The 13,545-nt window shown below is 73.4% G+C and carries 14 protein-coding genes; 5 read left to right on the top strand and 9 right to left on the bottom strand.

Annotation, left to right across the window (positions count from 1 at the left end; translation table 11 throughout):
• Nucleotides 1-8: 8 nt before the first annotated feature.
• Nucleotides 9-2,171 carry a SpoIIE family protein phosphatase gene (locus tag I3F54_RS04370; RefSeq protein WP_240117229.1) on the bottom strand — a complete coding sequence of 721 codons (2,163 nt, stop codon included), beginning with the start codon at nucleotides 2,169-2,171 and terminating at the stop codon, nucleotides 9-11.
• A 391-nt stretch (nucleotides 2,172-2,562) separates the two neighbouring features.
• Here I3F54_RS04370 and I3F54_RS04365 point away from each other — a divergent pair, with 391 nt between their 5' ends.
• Nucleotides 2,563-4,116, top strand: coding sequence for an MFS transporter (locus tag I3F54_RS04365; RefSeq protein WP_374205852.1), 1,554 nt, complete (start codon nucleotides 2,563-2,565; stop codon nucleotides 4,114-4,116).
• A 67-nt stretch (nucleotides 4,117-4,183) separates the two neighbouring features.
• Here I3F54_RS04365 and I3F54_RS04360 read toward each other — a convergent pair whose 3' ends face one another.
• The 7 genes from I3F54_RS04360 to I3F54_RS04330 all read right to left on the bottom strand — a co-directional run bounded on the left by I3F54_RS04360 (nucleotide 4,184) and on the right by I3F54_RS04330 (nucleotide 8,873).
• Nucleotides 4,184-4,933, bottom strand: coding sequence for a PP2C family serine/threonine-protein phosphatase (locus I3F54_RS04360; RefSeq protein ID WP_240117228.1), 750 nt, complete (start codon nucleotides 4,931-4,933; stop codon nucleotides 4,184-4,186).
• Nucleotides 4,934-5,126: 193 nt separating this feature from the next.
• A complete protein-coding gene (locus I3F54_RS04355; RefSeq protein ID WP_240117227.1) occupies nucleotides 5,127-5,555 on the bottom strand; it encodes a DUF2267 domain-containing protein in 429 nt (142 codons plus the stop codon).
• Nucleotides 5,556-5,784: 229 nt separating this feature from the next.
• Complete coding sequence (locus I3F54_RS04350) at nucleotides 5,785-5,967, bottom strand: hypothetical protein (RefSeq protein ID WP_240117226.1); 183 nt, start codon at nucleotides 5,965-5,967, stop codon at nucleotides 5,785-5,787.
• Nucleotides 5,968-6,121: 154 nt separating this feature from the next.
• Entirely contained in the window at nucleotides 6,122-6,409 is a 288-nt protein-coding gene (locus I3F54_RS04345; protein WP_240117225.1) for a hypothetical protein, read from the bottom strand.
• Between the two features lie 44 nt (nucleotides 6,410-6,453).
• Nucleotides 6,454-6,888 carry an SRPBCC family protein gene (locus tag I3F54_RS04340; protein ID WP_240117224.1) on the bottom strand — a complete coding sequence of 145 codons (435 nt, stop codon included), beginning with the start codon at nucleotides 6,886-6,888 and terminating at the stop codon, nucleotides 6,454-6,456.
• A 268-nt stretch (nucleotides 6,889-7,156) separates the two neighbouring features.
• A complete protein-coding gene (locus I3F54_RS04335; protein ID WP_240117223.1) occupies nucleotides 7,157-8,281 on the bottom strand; it encodes a CapA family protein in 1,125 nt (374 codons plus the stop codon).
• Between the two features lie 136 nt (nucleotides 8,282-8,417).
• Nucleotides 8,418-8,873 carry an archease gene (locus tag I3F54_RS04330; protein WP_240117360.1) on the bottom strand — a complete coding sequence of 152 codons (456 nt, stop codon included), beginning with the start codon at nucleotides 8,871-8,873 and terminating at the stop codon, nucleotides 8,418-8,420.
• Nucleotides 8,874-9,036: 163 nt separating this feature from the next.
• Between I3F54_RS04330 and I3F54_RS04325 the strand changes: the two genes are divergently transcribed.
• The 3 genes from I3F54_RS04325 (at nucleotide 9,037) to I3F54_RS04315 (ending at nucleotide 11,257) form a co-directional block, all read left to right on the top strand.
• Nucleotides 9,037-9,864 carry an LLM class F420-dependent oxidoreductase gene (locus I3F54_RS04325; RefSeq protein ID WP_240117222.1) on the top strand — a complete coding sequence of 276 codons (828 nt, stop codon included), beginning with the start codon at nucleotides 9,037-9,039 and terminating at the stop codon, nucleotides 9,862-9,864.
• Between the two features lie 20 nt (nucleotides 9,865-9,884).
• Nucleotides 9,885-10,355, top strand: coding sequence for a TIGR03668 family PPOX class F420-dependent oxidoreductase (locus tag I3F54_RS04320; protein ID WP_240117221.1), 471 nt, complete (start codon nucleotides 9,885-9,887; stop codon nucleotides 10,353-10,355).
• A gap of 119 nt (nucleotides 10,356-10,474) precedes the next feature.
• Nucleotides 10,475-11,257 carry a LysR family substrate-binding domain-containing protein gene (locus tag I3F54_RS04315; protein WP_275675712.1) on the top strand — a complete coding sequence of 261 codons (783 nt, stop codon included), beginning with the start codon at nucleotides 10,475-10,477 and terminating at the stop codon, nucleotides 11,255-11,257.
• 66 nt (nucleotides 11,258-11,323) lie between these two features.
• Here the strand turns inward: I3F54_RS04315 and I3F54_RS04310 are convergent, their stop codons facing one another.
• Nucleotides 11,324-11,800 carry an Lrp/AsnC family transcriptional regulator gene (locus I3F54_RS04310; RefSeq protein WP_240117220.1) on the bottom strand — a complete coding sequence of 159 codons (477 nt, stop codon included), beginning with the start codon at nucleotides 11,798-11,800 and terminating at the stop codon, nucleotides 11,324-11,326.
• A 252-nt stretch (nucleotides 11,801-12,052) separates the two neighbouring features.
• Between I3F54_RS04310 and I3F54_RS04305 the strand changes: the two genes are divergently transcribed.
• Nucleotides 12,053-13,543, top strand: a complete 1,491-nt coding sequence (locus I3F54_RS04305) for an FUSC family protein (RefSeq protein ID WP_240117219.1) — start codon at nucleotides 12,053-12,055, stop codon at nucleotides 13,541-13,543.
• Nucleotides 13,544-13,545 lie beyond the last annotated feature (2 nt).

Below are 13,545 nucleotides of genomic sequence, written 5' to 3'. Positions count from 1 at the left end.
CAGCCGCGTCACCTCGCGACCTCCGCCCAGACCACCTTGCCGGTGTCCGTCCACCGCACCCCCCACCGGGTGGTGAGCCTGTGCACGATGTGCAGGCCACGACCGCCGTCGTCGAGGAGGCCGCCCCGGCCCAGACGTGGCCTGCCGTTGCCGGTGTCGCCCACCTCGCACAGCAGGCCGTGACCGGCCCTGATCAGCCGTACCGTGATAGGACCGCTGGCGAAGCGCACTGCGTTGGTGACCAGCTCGCTGACCAGCAACGACACATTGTCCAGGGTGTCGTCCCTGGTGCGCCATCGCCGCAGCAGCGTGGAGACCTGCGCGCGGGCACGGGCGGGCGCGTCGTCGCGGGCGGGCAGCCGCCAGGTCGCGGTGTCCCCCTTGCGGTAGCCGATCATGCGAGCGAGCAGCAGGGTCACGTCGTCGCGCTGGTGCACGGGCGCCAGCGCGGAGACCACGCGCCGTGCAGCCTGCTGCAGGGCGTCCCAGGGGTGCACCGTGGACACGGCGTCCGCCAGCCTGCCGATACCCTCGTCGATGGACAGCGCCGGATTCTCCACCAGGCCGTCGGTGTAGAGAACGAGCAGGGAGCCCGGGGGCGCGCCGAAAGTGTGCACGTCGAACGGCTCCCGCAGCGCGAACTCGGCGCCCAGGCCGGGATGAGGGTGCACCGTGAGCGGGCCCGCGTGCCCGTCCGGGGACACCAGCACCGGGGGGAGGTGGCCGGCGCTGGACAGCGTCACATGGTGGCTGACCGGGTCGTAGAGGGCGATACAGCAGGTCGACCCGAGGGCGCTGTAACCGGCCGCCAGCCCGGACTCCGCGTCGTCCAGCACCGTCACGGTCTCGTCCAGGTGTTCCAGCACCTCGTCGGGCCCCAGTCCCGCGGACAGCAGCGCGCGGGCCTCCATGCTCAGCTGGCCCATGGTCGCCGCGGCTCCCAGGCCGTGCCCGACGACGTCACCGACCACCAGCGCGGTACGGCCGTCCGGCAGCGGAAAGCTGTTCACCCAGTCGCCGCCGACGCCCGCGCTGTCGGGGGTGGCGGGCTGGTAGACGCTGGCTATCTCGATGGTGTCGCCGCCGGTCCGAGGCAGCAGCCGGCGCTGCAGCGCCAGCACCTGCGTGTGCTCGCGCTGGTGCTGACGGGCCAGGTCCACGTGATGGACGGTCCTGGCCACCAGTTCCTGCAGGTCGAACAGCTCGCTGTCGCGGAAGGGGGAGTCCGCCCGCCGCCAGACCTCCGCCACGCCCAGTACGACAGGCGGCGCGCCGTCCAGGACCAGCGGTATGCATGCCACACCCGCCGACGGGTCACCTGGCACCAGGGCACGCATCACCCGCGGACTGCCGAGTATCCGCTCGACCGCCTCCCGGTCGGGTATGACGATGGCCTGCGGGGCATCGTCCCGCCGTACCGCCTGCGCCAGCAGGCGACTGGCGTCGGTGGGAAGATCGTCGCCCGGAGTCACGTAGCCCTCGGGCCACGCCCGGTCCGGCACCAGCGCCGCCCGCCGTAGCCGGATGCGTCCATGCGCCTGCTCGGTTACTCCCTCGCCCGTCCACACGGCGAAGTCGAGGTCGACGGCGGCCACGTCTCCCCAGGCCAGCAGGGACTCCGCCAGCGACTGCGCGGTCTCGCCGATGTCCAGCGAGGTGCCGATCGCGGTCTCGGCGGCGTACAGGTGCAGCCTCCTGGCCATGGCGATCACCGAGACGGTCAGGCCTTCCTCCGGTGCCGCGGCGGGCAGGATGCTCAGCGAGACCACCAGCTCCGATCCGTCGCCGCGCCGCAGGCGCTGGATCCGGGCGACGTGTGCCTCACCGGTTTCCAGGACCTGCCGCAACCGCCGTGTGACCGTCGGTACGTCCCCAGGAGGCAGGAGATCGACGAAACGACTCCCGGCAGCGGCGTCCAGACCCGCGAACACGGGGGCGTCCAGGTTGCAGCGGGTGACTCTGAGGTCCCGGTCCAGGTTGACCGCGCCGAGAATCTGATCCTGACGGCCGGCTGCCGCGTTGTCGGGTGCGCGTGGGCTGGTGGTGCGGTCCCCCTGGACGTCGGCAGAACCGGCGGCCGTTGCCGCTCCGCCGCACGGGATGTAGCGCCCCAGGGCGCTGCTGACCATGTCGAACGGCGAAGAAGACGAAGGGGTGGGCGTGGAGTCCATACGGCTCTCTCAGCGATCCCCGGCGCAGCGCCGGGGCTGTACTCGGACCCGTGCGACGGGGCCCCGAGATCCCTGACCGCACACCTCATTGAATAACACCGGGAGTCGCTTCGCCCACATCAGCGGATCACGCGGTGAACGCGGACAGTGAGGAATGCCGCAGCCGGTGGCCGTTCATCCGTGCGGGCCCCATCCTGATGCCGGAGCAAACCCCCGGATCAGGTCGAACCCGTACGCCACCTCCTTGCACGCAACCCCGGATCGCCGCAGGTTGATCCAGTGGTGGGGGCCGGGGCGCGGGCGTACGGTCGAACGGTGGAGCCCGCAGTGGACGCCGGCGTTCATTGAGCGCCCGGCCCGGGGAACCGATCCGCCGAGGGTGCGACATGTCATGAGCAGCAGCCCCCAGCCGACCTCCGCCCCGTCGGCCACCGCGCACGGAGCGGACGGCGGCGGAAGCGTGATGGCGCTCCTCGTCATCGCTTCCTGCCAGCTCATGGTGGTGCTCGACATCACCATCGTGAACATCGCCCTGCCCCACATCCAGAGCGCCCTGAACTTCTCCACCACCAGCCTGAGCTGGGTGATCAACGCCTACACCCTGACCTTCGGCGGACTGCTGCTGCTCGGCGGCCGGACGGGCGACATCCTCGGCAGGCGGCGGGTGTTCATCTTCGGCGTGCTGCTGTTCGTGCTCGCCTCGCTGCTCGGCGGCCTCGCCCAGAGCTCCGGGCAACTCCTCGCCGCGCGCGCACTCCAGGGCGTCGGCGGCGCCATCGCCTCCCCGACCGCCCTCGCCCTGATCAGCACCACCTTCCGCGAGGGCCCGGAGCGCAACCGGGCCTTCGGGGTGTTCGCGGCGGTCTCCGCGGGTGGCGGTGCGATCGGGCTCCTCGCCGGCGGCATGCTCGTCGAATGGCTGAACTGGCGCTGGGTGCTGTTCGTCAACGTCCCGATCGGCGTGCTCATCGCCCTGGCGACACCCCGCTGGATCCGCGAGTCCGAACGCCATCCCGGGCACTTCGACGTCGCCGGTGCGCTGACCTCCACCGCGGGCATGGTGCTGCTCGTCTACGGGTTCATCAGAGCGGCGCAGGACGGTTGGCGTGACGCGATCACCCTGGCGTCCTTCACCCTGGCCGTCGTCGTGCTGTGCGTGTTCGTACTGGTCGAGCGGCGTTCGCGGCAGCCGATCACCCCGCTGCACATGTTCGCCGACCGTAACCGGGCAGGCACCTACGGCATCATGCTGTGCCTGGCCGCCGCGATCTTCGGCATGTTCTTCTTCCTCACCCTGTTCGTGCAGAACGTGCTGGACTTCAGCCCGCTGCGGGCCGGCCTCGCCTTCCTGCCGGTGAGCGCGGTCATCGCGATCGGCGCCGTGCTGGCCTCCCGCTTCCTGCCCCGGTTCGGGCCCAAGCCGTTCATGGTGGTGGGTGGCCTGCTCGCGGCGGGCGGACTGGCCTGGCTGACGCTGACGGACGTCCACTCCACCTACGCGGGCAGCATCCTCGGGCCCATGCTCGTCTTCAGCCTCGGCATGGGCATGGAGTTCGTGTCGCTGACGCTGATGGCCCTGTCCAACGTCTCGGTCCGGGAGACCGGAGCGGCCTCCGGGCTGCTCAACGCCACCCAGCAGGTCGGAGGCTCGCTCGGACTGTCCATCCTGGTCACGATGTTCGGCACCGCCAGCGGCAACGAGGCGGACACGCAGATCCCGCGCTTCCTCGCCCAGGCCACCCCGGCCGAACGGCTGCGGTTCCAGCGCACCGGGGAACTCCCGCCGCCCTGGTCCGACGAGATCCTCACCGCGGGCGTCTCGTCCGCCTTCACGATGGCGGCGATCTTCGCCGCGATCGCCGCGGTCATCGCCCTGGTGGTGATCCAGGTCCGCCCCTCCGACCTGGAACGCCTCCAGGGCAACGGCATGCCCGGCCCGGGCTGAGCGAGGCCCTCCCCTTCCCGGGGCGGCCCCACGTTCCACGCGGCCGCCGCTCATCTTGCGCAGTCCGTCACCCGTCCCCCGTACGCACCAGCGCGACGGTGATGTTGTCCGGGCCGCCCGCTTCGATCGCGGCCTTCCACAGCGCGAAGGCCGCCCCGCCGTCGTCGTGCTCGCACAGCAACTCGTCGACCACCTCAGGCGGCACCGGATCGGTGAGGCCGTCACTGCACAACAGGTAGCGCTCACCGGGCGTCCGGGGTACGGCGGTGACGTGCGGTTCCACGTCCCGGAAGCCGGGGCTGCCGCCGAGGCACTGGGTGACCATGGAGGTGGTGCGCTGCCCCGGCCGCAGGGGCGGGCTGTCGTCGACACTCATCTGCCGCAGCCCGCCGGGGGAGTGGGCGAAGACCCGGCTGTCGCCCACGTTGAAGACCAGCAGCGACTCGGGCTGCACCACGATGCCGGCGACGGTCGTGCCCATCGCGGTGAGTTCCCCGCTCCCTGCCCCTTCGCCGGCCTCGAACACGGCCCGGTTGCACTCGTGCAGAGCCTCGCGCACGGCGTCCGCACTGCTCAGGACCGGCCCGAGCGAAGCGATCCGCCGGACGGCCAGCGAACTGGCCAGATGACCGCCGGGATGTCCGCCCAGACCGTCGGCGACGGCGACGACGAGCGGAGTGCCGAGCGGGAAGACCAGCGTCTGCGGGTTCTCCGTCACCGTGGCGCACAGCGTCCACGGTCCGACGGCGAGACTGTCCTCGTTGCGCTCGCGCAGCAGACCGGGATGGCTCAGTGCACTGACCGCGACGTACGCCATGGAGCGCCACCGCCTTCCCGCACCGGAGGCACCGCGCGGGTGGTCCGGGCCTGTCCGTCCAGTCTAGGCGCCGCCCTGCGGAGCACGGACGGTGGCCCGAGCGCCGGCGACCGGGCACCGCCGGTGCCGTGACGGGGAAGGCCGGGCTGCTCGCGGGCGACCTGGCCGTGGACCTCGCCGACCGGCACGCGGCCTATGCGATCGGGGGCCCCGAGGCGCGGGCCCTCGGGAGCAGTGCGCGGATGTCGGGCGGCAGGACACGGGTGAGCCGCTCCATCGATTCCGGGGCCACGGCCGCGTCCAGCACCTCCAGCACCGCGGCCGAACGCCGGAGCGCGGTGTCCTCGGAGACCCCGGCACGCCAGGCCACACGGCCCACGAACGACGTGAGGTCGAAGCGCTCGCCGACGGTACGGGGATGGCCCGCCTCCGTGGCCGGGTCGGCGGGACGCAGCACATCGCCGAGTTCGTGCGGGAGCTGCGTGGCGAGGTGATCCGCCAAGTCCGCGGGCACCCGCTCGGTGACGGTGCGCAGTACTGCCCGGAGCGTCTGCTCGGCCTCGGCGAGGTCGACGAACCCGATCCTGTCGCCCGTCGTTCTGACCATGTCCGGGTACTTCATGATCACACTCCTCGTGCGGTCCTCCCTGGGACGGCCGCGCAACGGTCGTGCTTCCTCCGGGAGGGTGCGCCCCCGTGGGTCCCGGGAGCGCACCCTCCCGGTCCCGTTGTTCCACGGGCGGCCCGATCGGGACACCCTCGCGGTCGGTGCCGTCCAGGGGCCGGACGGCCGGGGACGCGACCGCGCACCCCTCTCGGCCTCGTTCGTCCACGGGCCGGTGGGGCCGTCGTCACCGGTTCGGGTCGTCCGGTGTCTCGTCGCCGCGCTCGCCCTCCGCCTGCGAGGGCGTGGTCCGCGGCGGATCGTAGGCGCTCCGCCGCGCCGTCCGGCCCCGTGGGCCCCGTTCCTCGTCGGCGAGGTCGTCGCGTTCGCCCTCGGCCTGTGACGGTGTCTGTTCGTAGATCTCTGACATGGGTGCTCACCCCTCGGCGGCAGACCCCGCTTCCGCCCGGCGGGCGGACTCGGCAGCGGGCGCTGCGCGAGTACCCCGACCGGCGCCCGCTCAAGCGGGGGCAGGAGCGCTCGGCGCGTCCGGGTGAATCGGGGCACGGGACGGGCGGCTCCCGTCAGCCGTCGTCCTCGGGTGTCCGGTCGCCGTCCGCGCTGTCGTCCGTCCCGGTGTCCTCGGCGTCCTTCCGGCCGCCGTCGCTCCAGTCGTACGGCCCGCCTCCGCGCCACTCGATCAGATCGGGGTCGTCCACGGCCCTGTCCTCGCCCGGCAGGCCCGCCCCGTGCACCAGATCCAGCACGTCGAAGAAACTGTAGGCGGTGCCCACCTGCTCGTCCTCGATCGTCACCCGCCGTCCGCCGTCGTCCGACGGGGGGTGTACGACCACCGGGGGGCGCTTGTCCATGGCACCACCATGCGCCGGACCGGCACCGGGCGCAGCCCGGCGCATCACCGGGCGCCCTGTTCCAGCAGCCGCCGGCACTGTTCGAGCCCGCTGTGGGCCGGCCGTTCGAGCGCGATGGCCTGGGCGAAGCCGCCCGGACCGCCGAATGCGTCCCGGACGGCGGCCGGGTCGTACTCCAGACGGGTGCTGAGCCGGGTGTGCCGGGCGTCGACGGGCTGCAGCGTGAACGATCCGGCGAGGCCGGGACCGCTCGTGGTCTGCCCTTCCATGGTGCGTCCCTGATCATGGTCGGTTGTCTCGGCGTCGACCTCTCGGGTCCGGTCACCCGCCGTCACGCCGAGACGCGCCCGTCCGCCGCCCCCGGTGTGCGCTTCGCGCACACCGGTCAGGAAGCCGGGGTGGTTCTCCACCCGGTGGAGGAAGTCCCGGGCCCGGTCGGCCCGGACACCGATGTCTGCGTGTTCTTCGAGAGTGCTCATGACACCCCTTGGACCTCACTCGCGGTTACGGGGTCACACATCCAGTGTGCGCGCTCGCCCGGCCGGGACGCACGCCGTCGGGCGGCCGAGGGCGTGGCACTCCCGCCGGTGCCGCAGCGCCGGCGGTTCCGCCGGTGGGGACCGAGGGCCGCGCACCGTGCCGCTCGCCGGCCCGGGGACGCGTTCGGGGCCGCCTGAGCCCCGCGCGCACCGGGCGGTGCCGGACGCGGGGACCGGTCCTCGACCCGCCGGGGCACCCGCCGCCGGGTCAGGGACCGGTCCCCGCGTCCGGCGGGAGCAACGTCAGCGTGCCGTGGGGGCCCGGGGCGATCCGCACGCCCTCGCTGACCCGGTCCAGCACGCCGCACAACCAGGTGCGGTCCTCCTCCTCAGCCGCCTCCAGCCGCATTCGCCGGGCCCGCAGCGGCACCATGCGCAGCCCGAGCAGCCGGCCCGTGCCCGCCTCCACCGTCACGACGTGGGCGAGCCGAAGGTCGTCGCGGAACTCCTCGTACCCGGTGATGCCCTCGTAGTCGTCGATGAAGTCGCCGCAGCCGTGCAGCACCAGACGCCCGCGGTACACCTCGATGGGACGCGGATGGTGCGAGGAGTGCCCGTGCACCACGTCGGCGCCGCCGTCCACGAGCGCGTGGGCGAAGCGCGTCTGCTCGCGGGGCACCGCGTACCCCCAGTTGGAGCCCCAGTGCACCGACACCACGGCGACGTCACCCACGCGCTTGACCTGCTGCAGGCGGCGTACGACGGTCGCGGCGGTGGCCGCCGACAGGTCGGGCAGGTACGCCACGCCCGGCTCTTCCGCGAGCGCCGCCCAGTCCGGCGGGACACCGCTGGTACGGGCGCCCAGCGCCAGTACCAGCACCCGTCCGCCGTCCGGCAGCGGAACCGTCACCGGCGCGTACGCCTCTGCGGCGGAGCGACCCGCGCCCGCCGTGCGCAACCGCGCGCGGCCCAGCGCGTCGAGGGTCTCCAGCAGGCCCGGCCGCCCGAAGTCCAGCACGTGGTTGTTGGCCAGCACGCACACGTCCGGCCGGGCCACCGACAGCGCGCGCAGGTTGTCCGGATGCATGCGGTAGTGGACCGCCTTGCCGGGAGCGAAGTCGTCACTGCGTGTCACGGACGTCTCCAGGTTGACGATCCGGGCGTCCGGCGCGACCGCGTCCAGCAGTGGCAGGGCCTCACCCCACGGCCAGGACGGGGCCACCGGTGCCGGAATCGGCCCGTTGACCGATTCCGCCAGACGCACGTACGAGCGGGCGTCGCCGACGAACTCCTCGCGCAGCGCCGGATCGCCCGGACGCGACAGGATCTGGTCGACGCCGCGCCCGAGCATCACGTCCCCGCACAGGAACAGCGTCACCGTGCCGTCGGCCATACCTCCACGGTACGAGCCGGGCGACGGTACGCGCCGGGCCTGCGGCACACCGCCCCCGGGACCGCCGCCGGCCGGTTCCGTGCGACGGGGAGCCCGGGATCGGGCAGGACGCCGGTCCCGGGGAAGGAGCCCGGCGTCATACGTCCACGGTCACGGCGCACGACCAGCCGTAGGGATCCGGGGCGAACCGCACCCCGTGCCATGTCACGTCCCTCGGCTCCGTGCCGGTCGTCCTCACGTCGGACAGCCCGGCCAGCGCCAGCCGCACCTCCAGGCCGTCCTCGGCGTCGTCCGCCTCCAGGTCGACCGGCACCCGCCCGTCGACCTCCAGACGCCGGACGACCTCCTCCAGCAGCGCCGAGAGCAGATCGTCGTCGTCGATCTCCGCCAGCCTGACGTGCTCGACCGAGGTGGGCCGCACCGCCCTGACGTCCGCGAAGCACTCCACCATGCCCAGCGCGGCCTCCACCAGGCAGCGTTCCCGGCTCGCCCCCCACGCCTCGATGCGCACGTCCGCCGGATGCGGAACCGTCCGGTGCCCGCTGCCGCCCCGGCGCCGTTCCTGGATGTCGTCGTCCGTGTCACCGACCATGCCGCTCATCACCCGCACAGGTCCGTCCGGCCACGCGTGCCCGGATGTGTGTCCGGATCCGATCGTCCCTCCAGAAGGGGTGCCGCGTCGAGCCGGGGTACTGGTGAGGAAGGAGAGACAGGCCGTCCCGGCACGGCGGAGCGCGAGCAGCGAGGTGGAACGGATGAGAGTCGGAGTGTCGACCTTCCTCACCGATGAGGGCATCGGCCCGGCGGCGCTGGGAGCCGCCGTGGAGGAGCGCGGTCTGGACGCCCTGTTCGTCGCCGAGCACACCCACATCCCCGTCTCGCGCCGCACACCGTACCCCGGCGGCGGTGAACTGCCCCGCGTGTACTACCGGAGCCTGGATCCGTTCGTGGCGCTCGGCGCCGCGGCCGCCGCGACCCGCACCCTGCTGCTGGGCACCGGGATCGCGCTCGTGGTGCAGCGCGACCCGATCACGACCGCCAAGGAGGTCGCCACGCTCGACCTGGTCTCGAACGGACGGGCCGTCTTCGGGATCGGAGCCGGCTGGAACCGTGAGGAGATGCGCAACCACGGCACGGACCCGCGGACCCGCGGCCGGCTGATGGACGAGCGCATGCGCGCGATGATCGAGCTGTGGACGCGGGAGGAGGCCGAGTTCCACGGCGAGTTCGTCGACTTCGACCCCGTCTTCTGCTGGCCCAAACCGGTCCAGCGGCCCCATCCGCCGATCTGCGTCGGCGGTGGTGGCGACCGCGCCTTCGCCCGCCTGGCCGCCTACGGGTCCGCCTGGATGCCCACCGGGGTTCCCCCGGAGGAGCTGGGCGAGCAGATCGACCGCATGCGGCAGGTGACGGGGACCGAAACCCCGGTCGTGGTGTACGCGGCACGGCGCGACCGGGAGTCCCTCGACGCCTACGCCGTTCTCGGTGTGGAACGCGTCCTGCTGCACCTGCCCACCCGCCCCGCGGACCCCACGCTGGAGCGCCTCGACGAGTACGCCGGGATCGTCTCCGCGTACGGGTGAGCGGGGGAGAGGAACCGATCGTGCCCGACTTGGATCCCGACGAGGCCCGCCGGAGGTTCGCCGACGCCCGCGTCGCACGGATGGCGACGGTGGAACCCGGCGGGCGCCCGCACCTCGTGCCGGTCGTCTTCGGCTGCGACGGCGACCGGATCGTCACCGCCGTCGACCACAAGCCGAAACGCTCCCGGCACCTGGCCCGGCTCCACAACATCGCCGTGCACCCTGCCGTCAGCCTTCTCGTGGACGGCTACGACGAGGACTGGGAGCGCCTGTGGTGGGTCCGCGCCGACGGCGGCGCCCGCACCCTCCCGGCCGGAACGGGGGACGAGGAGGCCCGCGCGGAGTTCGGTGCCGCGATCGCCCTGCTGTGCCGGAAGTACCCCCAGTACGGCGCCCGGCCTCCCGAGGGACCGGTGATCGTCGTCACCGTCCGGCACTGGACGGGCTGGCGGGCGGGGCTCTCCCCCGCAGCCGGTAACCTGGCGGGGTGACCGGCTCCGCTGACGACCCCACGGATTCCCCCGCGGATCCGTCCCCGCATCCCTCCGCCGACCCCGTGGCGGGCGCCTTTGACGCCCCCTCCTTCACGCTCGCGTACGTGCCGGGGGTGATGCCCGCCAAGTGGGCGAGGATCTGGCACGAGCGCCGGCCGGACGTTCCGCTCACGCTGCTCAAGGTCCCCGCCGCCGAGACACCCGAGGTGCTGCGTACGGGGCGCGCCGACGCTGGCCTGGTGCGGCTGCCGGTCGACCGTGCGGTGTTCAGCGCGATCCCCCTCTACACCGAGACGACGGTCGTCGTCGTCCCCAGGGACCACGTGGCCACCGCGGCCGACGAGGTCACGCTGGCCGACCTGGCCGACGAGGTCGTCTTCCACCCGCTCGACGACGTGCTCGGCTGGGAGCGGCCGCCTGGCGAGCCGGGCTTCGAGCGGCCCGCCACCACCCAGGACGCCGTGGAACTGGTGGCGGCCGGCGTCGGACTGTTGTACGTGCCCCAGTCGCTGGCCCGCCTGTTCCACCGCAAGGACCTCACCTACCGGCCGGTGACCGACGCGCCCCGGTCGAGCGTCGCCCTGTCCTGGCCGGAGGAGGCGACGACCGACCTCGTGGAGGACTTCATCGGCGTCGTGCGCGGCCGGACGGTGAACAGCACGCGGGGACGCCGCCCGCAGACGCCCGCCGACCAGCCTGAGCGCGAGCGCCGCGAGAGCTCGGGCAGGGCGGCCGGGCAGGCAGGGCGCTCGGGGCAGCCGGGAAAGACCGGCAAGACCGCACGTCAGACGGGCGGCCGGGCGTCGGGACGGTCCGGCGGTCAGACCCAGCGGGGTCGTTCGGCCTCGGCGAGGAGCACCGGCCGCCGGGGCACCGGCCGTCCCCGCCGCCGTTCCTGAGGCCCGACGCCCGGCAGGCCCTCAGCTCGCATCGACGCGCCCGTGTCCGTGACCGGGCGCGGGGGCTCACGTCCGGGCCGTACGGCCGATCGACTCCACCAGCGGCAGCAGCCGGTGCGGGACGCGTTCGCGCAGAGCGACCTCGGTGCGGGTGCGCACCACGCCGGGCAGGCTGATCAGCTTCTGGATCACGTCCTCCAGGTGCGCGTTGTCGCGTGCCACGACCCGGGTGAGCAGATCTCCACCACCCGTGATCGAGAACGCCTCGACGATCTCCGGTACGGCGGACAGCGCGTCCCCCACGTCGTCGAGATGCCCCTGGGTGACCTCGATGTGCACGAACGCCAGCACCGGGTGGCCGAGCGCGGCGGGGGACAGGGCCGGTCCGCTGCCGGTGATCACACCGTCCCGTTCCAGCCGGTCGAGCCGGGCCTGCAGCGTGCCGCGGGCGACGCCGAGCAGGCGGGCGTACTCGCGCACGCTCGTGCGCGGCTGCTCCAGCAGCAGCCGCAGGATGCGGGTGTCGAGCGCGTCCACGGTCATGACCGTCCGGCCTCCTCCCGTCCCGCCGGTGATCATCGCCGACTGTACCAATGGCCCACCGGGCCGGCCCGGTATCCCTGGGCCGTTGGTACCCCGTCGGCCGCCCGGCGAGCACGTCGGCTGGGCCGATGGACCAGTGGAACGGGGCAGACTTGAGCCAGTGGCAAGAAGAGTGCTGTCATAGACGGGTCGATGGCGCTGCGGACCTCCGCGGCGCCTTTTTCATGCCGATGTCCGAAAGGGCGGTACACAGTGCTGAAGAGGGTGTTCGTGGCTCCGGACCCGGGGCGGGTGCGGCTGCGCTCCGCCACACGGGCCGTCCTCGGCATCGGCCCGGCGGTCGTCGTCTCGGGCCTCGCCGGACACTCCCTGGCCGGTGCCGTCACCGGCGGACTCGCCGCGCTGCTCGCCCTGTTCACCGTCACCGACACCACCGTGCGCGGACAGGCGGTCACCACCGCGCTGCTGCCGGTCGCCGGGCTGCCGGTGCTCGCCGCGGCGGCCGAGCTGCACGACCATCCGCTGCTGCGCGACCTCACCTTCCTCGCCGTGGTCGGCACCGGCGTGTACCTGCGCCGCTTCGGCCCGCGCGGCCACAGCCTCGGTGTCTTCGCGTTCATGACCTTCTTCGTCGCCCAGTTCCTGCGCGCCACCCCCGGCCAGCTCCCCGAGCTGTACGCCGCCGTCGTGCTCTCCGTGCTGACCGCCGCCGCGGTCCGCTTCGGCCTGTGGTGCTACGAGCGACGCCTGCCCCCGGCCGCGGTCCCCGCCCCGCCCGGCGGCGCCGGACTGGCCCGGGTGACCACCCGGCAGGCCGTACAGGCCACGGCGGGCGCCGCCTTCGCCCTCGTCGCGGGGCAGCTGGTGTCCGGGGAGCGCTGGTACTGGGCCGTCGGCGCCACCTGGTGGATCTTCGTCAACACCACCTCGCGCGGCGAGACCCTGGTCCGCGGCTTCCGGCGGGTCCTCGGTACCGTGATCGGTCTGGGCCTGGGCTTCCTCGTCGCCGTCCCGCTGCACGGCGCGCCCCTGCCCACCGTCCTCCTCGTCGCCGCCTGCGTCTTCGGCATCTTCTACAGCGCCGCCGTCTCCTACACCTGGATGATGCTGTGCGTGACGCTGCTCGCCGAACTGCTCTACGGCCTCCTCGGCGTCCTCGGTCCCGGGCTGCTCGGTCTGCGGCTGGCGGAGACCGGGGTGGGCGCCCTGGGCGCCGCTCTCGCGGTGCTGTTCGTCCTGCCCGTCTCCACCCACGCCGTCACCGGCGCCTGGATCCGGCGCGCCCTGCGCTGCGTGCACGCCTGCACCGCCGAGGCCGCCGCACGCCTCGCCGGCACGCCGGACGCCGATCCGGCGCCCCGCGTGGCCGAACTGGAGCAGCTGCTCGGGCGGGTGCGGCTGTCCGTGGCGCCCCTGGTCCACCCGCTGAACCCGATGCTCGGTCGCAAGCGGCGGGCCCGGCAGGTGATCGCCCTGCTCGACGACTGCGCCCGCGAGATCCGCGGGCTGGTCGCCGTCGCCGCCGATCCGGAGGCCTCCCACGACGCCCGCCTGGCCACCGCGTGCTGGCGGGTCGAGGCCGCCGTGGAGGCGCTGACCGGCGGCGGGGCCGAGGTCGCCGCGGCGGATCGGCCGACCGTGACGGAGCCCGCGCTGGCCCACCTGCACGGCATCGAGCGCGCCCTGTCCGAGCTCGCCGCACCGCTGCGCAGCCCCTCGGGATCACCGCTGGTCGGCGCCTGAGG

Source organism: Streptomyces sp. MUM 2J, assembly GCF_022414535.1.
Taxonomy (GTDB): domain Bacteria; phylum Actinomycetota; class Actinomycetes; order Streptomycetales; family Streptomycetaceae; genus Streptomyces.
The sequence above is the reverse complement of the archived record's forward strand: the minus strand, read 5'-3'. Positions and strand labels throughout refer to the sequence as shown.